This is a genomic window from Paenibacillus thalictri, from assembly GCF_004307995.1.
Classification (GTDB): domain Bacteria; phylum Bacillota; class Bacilli; order Paenibacillales; family NBRC-103111; genus Paenibacillus_AF; species Paenibacillus_AF thalictri.
The window spans coordinates 109,093-115,746 of the sequence record NZ_SIRE01000031.1; the positions used below are offsets into that span (position 1 = coordinate 109,093).

General features: G+C 48.7%; 3 protein-coding genes. All 3 read right to left on the reverse strand.

The genetic code is table 11. The features are described 5' to 3' along the window. Nucleotides 1-323 precede the first annotated feature (323 nt). Nucleotides 324-2,570 (reverse strand): golvesin C-terminal-like domain-containing protein, encoded by a 2,247-nt coding sequence (locus EYB31_RS33230; RefSeq protein WP_165452747.1) that lies wholly within the window; start codon nucleotides 2,568-2,570, stop codon nucleotides 324-326. Between the two features lie 548 nt (nucleotides 2,571-3,118). Next, a complete protein-coding gene (locus EYB31_RS33235; protein ID WP_240763136.1) occupies nucleotides 3,119-4,690 on the reverse strand; it encodes a glycosyltransferase family 39 protein in 1,572 nt (523 codons plus the stop codon). A 321-nt stretch (nucleotides 4,691-5,011) separates the two neighbouring features. After that, on the reverse strand, nucleotides 5,012-6,091 hold the full coding sequence (gene leuB / locus EYB31_RS33240) for a 3-isopropylmalate dehydrogenase (protein ID WP_131017884.1): 1,080 nt from the start codon (nucleotides 6,089-6,091) through the stop codon (nucleotides 5,012-5,014). Nucleotides 6,092-6,654 lie beyond the last annotated feature (563 nt).

Genomic DNA, 6,654 nt, shown 5'->3' on the forward strand with positions numbered 1-6,654 from the left:
TCCATATTTTCCGCAGCAGTCGGCTCCGCGGTCCCGCTCTGCCTACCGCTGTCTGCCGACGGTAAGCGATCTGTTCATTCAATGGCCTCACCCTTCTCTGATTGCGCTTTCATCTTTCGTATTTATCGTACATCAAGCGCGCAGCCCGAGAATATGCATGCAAGTAACAATATTGTACTTTCATTAGTGAACATATCGCTTTGACGCTTAAGTCAGCTAATAACGGCAACCGGCCGGCTCCAAAGGGACTAATGAAGCCGGCCAGCCTTGGCGGGGCGCTTCAGATTTATGAAGCGTCTCCCGGCGTTCTAACTCTGTTGCCGCTAATTTTGCACCCAGAACTCGATCCCGTTATTCGGCACCGTGACATTCAGATCACTGGCGTTTTTGCCGCCAAGATTGATATTTTCATCGACTTTCCCGAAACGGTAGCCGGTAAAAGTGCCGCTCATGCCGCTAATATGGAACGTATAGTCGGCTCCGCTGCGGTTGGTCAGCGCAACGACCATTTTGCCTTCCGGCGTTTTCCAAGCCATAATCCGGTTATCGCCGCGAACGGAGCTTTCGTCGACTTGGTAGCGCTGCGAATTCCAAGGCATATATTTCAAGAAACCTTGCACCGCGTGCCAGTTGGTCGGCAAATAATCGAAATGGCCTTTTTGGATATTCGGATATTTGCTGAAATCGTTGTCGTCGTCCGGACGCCATAAGCCCAGACCGTATCCCTCCGATTCCGAATTGTAGGTCGGCTTCAAGGCATGAAGCCAGAACCACGTAGGCGAGTTTTCGAAGGTCATCCAGTTCATAATCGACTGGGCGGTATTCATCATTTTGGCTTCGCTTGTTTTGCCGTCCAAATATTCAAATTCGTTGTTGAACACGACTTTCCCCGCCGTGTTGGAATTATAAGTGCCGCTGCCCGTAATCTGGTCGTTCGAATCCGTGCCGATTTTATGCCAGGTCCAGCCGTCCACATAACTCAGCGCAGTGCTGTCCGCACGGATCAAGGCCGAGCCGACGCCATTTTGCCCGCCTTCGCTGTTGGCATGGATGAACATATTTGGATAGGCGCTTTTGATTTTCGGCGCAACGGCGGCAAAGGTATCATGGTATTGTTGCGAATTGTACACCGCAGTCGAATAACTTGTCGAGACTGAGGGTTCGTTTTGCAGTCCCCACATCTTTACGGGAACGCCGTTGCTCGTCAAATAGTTGACATCTTGCACCAACGCGTCTCCGAACGCATTCAGAAACGTGCTGTCGAACTGTTTGAGCGATCCTCCGATATAACTGTTGTTCGATTTCCAGTAGGGCGTTGGCGACCAGTATTCTACGGATGCCCCTTCCATACCGGACTGCTGGATCATTTCGCTTAATTCCGCCATCTGTCCCGGATACCGTTCCACTACGTTTTTGCCGTCCGCTGTAGTGCCGCGCAAGTAAAGCCCCATCGCCAGCCTGACGTAACGGAAGCCTTTGAGCAGCTGCGTGTAAAGGCGTGTTTTTTCCGAACTGACCAAATCGTGCGGTACCCCGGAAATTTTGCTCGGCAGGCCGTTATTGCCCGATCCGATGCTGTCGCTTTGAATTTCCACACCAAGCCCCCAAATGACCTGCTTCGGCACATCCATCCGCACCACGTACTGGCCTTCGGCAGGAGCGCCTGCGGGCTGGAATTTTACGGCGTCTGCGATGACATACGTATTGTTGGCTTGATCGGTGAGCTGAACGTACCCGCTTGTGCCTGCGGCAAAAGGATGCGTGCCAAGCAACACCCACGCGCCGCCCGCCGCTTGCTCGTTCACCGTATATGCCTTCGAGCCGCCGCTGTAATACACGGTAAAGGTCACATTGGTCGCGCGATCCGGCGCACCGGCAGGCAGCCAGTAATAGACGCCATAATTGCCTGCCGACGGCAGATCGGGTGTCCATTTGACACTGGCGGTCCCTGTTCCCGAGTTTTTAAATAAATAGTTTGCGCCATAGTAACCGCTTTGATAGGTTGAGGACGTCCAACTGCCGGTAACGGCCGCCGCCGAGTTGTCCACGATGACCGATGGAACAAATTTCACCGCATCGGCAATAACGTAGCTGCTGCTGCCTGCTTGATCGGTGAGCTGAACGTACCCCGCAGTGCCCGCGGCAAAAGGATGCGTCCCAAGGTATACCCAAGCACCGCCAGCTGGCTGTTCGTTCACTGCATAATTTTTCGAGCCGCCGCTGTAATACACGGTAAAAGCCGCGCTGTCCGTACGGTCGCCTCCTCCGTCAGGCAGCCAGTAATATACCGAATAGTCGCCGGCTGCCGGCAAATTCGGCGTCCATTTGACCGAAGCCGTCCCCGTTCCGCCTGCTTTAAATACATAATCGCTTCCATAATATCCGGTCTTGTACGTCGATGTCGCCCATGTTCCTGTCAATACGGCCGCCCCGTTGTCCACGATTACGTCGCCCGCCGCGTAAGCGCTTCCCACAAAAGGCGCGCCGGACGGCAGCCCTGCCGCAGTTACTGCCAAAGCGATTACCAGCATGACGCAAATCAGCCATCTGGGCCATTTGTTCAATTTCATGTTCATTCCCTCCATTAAAGTTGTTCCTTGCAAACCGATACTGCCAGATACCGTTGAATCTTGTGGCTGCAAACCGTCCGAATCAAACTCGCAGCTCGCGGCGGACCAGACACTTTTGGCCAAAATACCATAATGGATGCCAGCCGGTACAAACCGCGTTTCACATCCCTCCTTCGTAGAAGCAAATCGCTGTGATTGGCTGTCAAATCATCCTGCGTCTTCCTATCTGCCTATCATCGTACTTCAAGCAGCAGCCGGAAAAATATGCATGCAAATAACAATAATGTGCTTACATGGGCAATAGAATGTAAAAAAAGCCCGGGAACACCTCCATGCAGGAGATGCTTCCAGGCTTTTGATATATAGATATTTTAGCTCATTACGCTTACTAGCGGATTGCCTCGAGAGCCATTGCCCCTTTACTAATGTGCCGATCGCCTTGATTTATTCGACCGCAATGTCGCCTGTACGATGACCCGCATCAAGCACTGCCTTGCAGCGCGTTCGTTTCGAAGACGCATGTTTTCCCTGTTCTTCCGTATTACCCGTTAGTTTACCTGATATAACCGCCATTCAAAGTGATTCGTTGAGTCCTGAAACGTTTTGTACAACGTCGCCCATTTACTTCCATTCTCGAACATGTCGGGATATTTGGAATTGATCGTGCTGTAACCGGGAGGTTTGGGCAGCAGGATGTACTCGATGCTTTTGCCGGGCGGATCGCTGACAGCGTCTTTGAATTCGAAATCGCTTGTAATTAGAAATTTCCTCGGATTTTTACTGCTCATAATAATCATATAAGCCGACGCAGAATCCGTAAGAATTGTTTTATCCGGCAGTTGTTCGTCGAGCCATGCGGCAACAGAACGGTCGAGTTGAATGCTCTGATTATACTGTCCGCTTTTAAAAGTAAGCAACGTGTTTTCATCGGGAGCAATGGACGGATCAGTTATCGCGTAACCAAGCAAGCCGATGGTCACGATCAGACTGCAAATGACGATTCCATATTGGAATAAGCTGGATTTTACTTTGCTCAGCTCATAAGGTATCCAAGCTGCCGTTAAAGGAAATACATACATAAAGTACCTGAACCAAGCGAAGGAGGATGAATTTAAAAGCAATAAAAACTGCAAGGCGGGAACAGAGCAAAATACAAGCATGATAGCGATGACATCCGAGCGAAACAACCGCTTATTGATCACCCGTACCAGCAATACGCCGAACAACGGTGCGGAGAACCATAGTGTTTTCTGAAAGCAAATCTTTAAAGCAACCAAAGGATTGCTGAATATTTCACTAAATTGAACATCCGTTTTCAAACTTGCGGACTGGGCCGAATTGGAATATTCCGAATTTAGGAAGTAAAGCGAATTACCCGTAAACATCTTATTAAACAACAGCCATAACAATCCGGAAAATACGGCCGGCAATAAGAGGACGATCCAAGAGGATTCGATTCGGAAATACGTTTCTTTCCACCTTTTCGATAATTTATCTGCGTTGGAGCTGCTTTGGGCAAGTAATAACGCAACAATGGAAAAAGCCAGCGCCGCTCCGACCAGCACTGCTTCATACCTTGTCCAAAAAGCAAGTGCAAGCCCAAAGCCGGAAAATATGAGGTTTGAAGGATGTCTTGTGTCCATCCAATGTGTAAAATGAACCACTGTGTACATTAAGAAAAATATAAAAGGCACATCGCTTAATCCGTTGAATCCAAACAAAAAAATAAACGGATTCAGTGAAAACAACAGTGAGAACGTTAAGTTAAACCATCCGGGTAAGCCGTAACGCTGCCCGGCCGAATACAGCAGCACCGTATTTAATCCGGCAAAAAGGCTGCTGACGATCACGGCAGAAAGCCCATCGTAGGCTAATGCAGGGAAAAGCGGATAAAACAGCAGCGGAATGATTTCCATAAAACTTGGCAGTGGATTCCATACAAAACCGATAGCTGCAAGATGCGGGTCTCTGCTGTATAAAACATAAAATGCATTTGCAACGCGGCTTAGCGCATCTGGATGCATAAACTCGTTGAAGTAACTTATATAGAATCCGGCCACAAATTCGGCCGCAAAAATCGCTATGAATAAAAACATCGTGAGCATTCGATTCGCCAGCATTACATGTTGATCCTCCATTCACACGCTTACCTTACGTTAATCAATTCAATTTGCATCATATACTTACAATTTGTTAATTTATATCTACGATATACTAGCATAAAGTTTCTAGTTATGTATATTGTTTTTTCCATTTTTGTGAATATATAATATATTTCTGTCATCTCAAAAATGGTGTACGCCAATTTCGTTTGCCCCAACATTGCATCTCCTTATTCATAACAAAAAGCCCTTTTTCCATACCAAAAAGCCCGGAACACAAGCTCCTTTTCGGAGCCTGCTTCCAGGCTTTGAACATACGAAATGCTTCTTATAAAAAGATTACTTGCGGATCGCGTCAACGATCAGTTGGCCCATAGCTATAGTGCCAATCGCTTTGCTCTTGTCAACGGCGATATCGCCTGTGCGGTGACCGGCGTCAAGCACTTCTTTTACAGCGCGTTCGATGGCTTCCGCCGCGTCATGATAACCAAACGTCAAACGGAACATAAGCGCTACGGAAAGGATCGTAGCGATCGGGTTAGCGATGCCTTGGCCTGCGATGTCCGGAGCGGAACCATGTACCGGCTCGTACAAGCCGAATGCGCCTTCGCCCAGCGACGCGGAGGACAACATGCCGATCGAACCGGTCAGCATAGCCGCTTCGTCGCTCAAGATGTCGCCGAACATGTTTTCGGTCACGATAACGTCAAAGCTCGACGGACGGCGCAGCAATTGCATCGCGCAGTTATCAACCAGCACGTGCTCCAGCTCAACATCCGGATAATCCGGAGCGATGCGGTTGACGGTTTCTCTCCACAAGCGGGATGTTTCCAATACATTCGCTTTGTCGACGGACGCCAGCTTTTTGCTGCGGGTACGGGCGATTTCGAAAGCTTGACGAACAATACGTTCCACTTCAGTCACGTCGTATACGCATGTATCAACCGCTTCTTGTCCGTTAGCGCCTTCGCGGCGGAATTTCTCGCCGAAATAAATGCCGCCGGTCAGCTCGCGCACGACGATCAGGTCAGTGCCTTCCAGCACTTCCGGCTTCAATGTGGAAGCGTCCTTCAAGCAGTCGAAAATAACAGCCGGACGAATATTCGAGAACAAGCCCAGCGCTTTGCGAATACCGAGCAAACCAGTTTCCGGGCGCAGTTCTTTGGAGTTATTGTCCCATTTCGGGCCGCCTACCGCGCCAAGCAGCACAGCGTCCGCATTTTTACAAAGCTCCAGCGTTTCCTGCGGCAGCGGAGTTCCTTTCTCGTCAATTGCGATACCGCCGAATAAACCGTCTTCGGTTTCAAAACGGTAGCCGAATACTTCTTCCGTTTTCTTTAGTACTTTCAAAGCTTCTCCGACAACCTCGGGGCCGATGCCATCGCCCGCGATTACAGCAATCTTTTTCACTTCAGACATTCCATTCACTCCTAGTCTATTAATATTACATTTGTACCATAAAAGGCCGCATCTGACAAAGATATAAAATCTATGATTTTGATAGTTTGAGCCTATAATGCTTCAAGTAAGAAAATCTGGCATCTCGCCTGACTGGAGTTCATTTTCGCGTGTTGTATGGGGAAGAGCGTGGGATTCCGACCACCAATTAAAATCATGTCCCTCTGAATAGATGAAAAGCGGCCGGGACATGATTTTAAAAGCGGACGCTAACGCTTCTCCATCCCACGCTCATCCCTTTTTCCACTTTTGTGCTAGTGCGCATAAACACTATAGAAAAGCTTTTATTGAAGTGCTTCAAAGACGAGCGACCGCGATTTAGCGGAAGTTTATTTTTGGTATAGAATTTCGCAGTCCGCTTAAGCAAAATTTTTAACCCTATAATGTTAAAAAAGACCATCAGATTACACTGGTACCCATAGACTGGACACTTAGAAAAAAGGTGTTCAGGCTGTGGGTACCTTTTTGTATACTAGAGTAAGCAACGGGGGGATTACATCATGAGCAAGAAGCGATTTACGGAA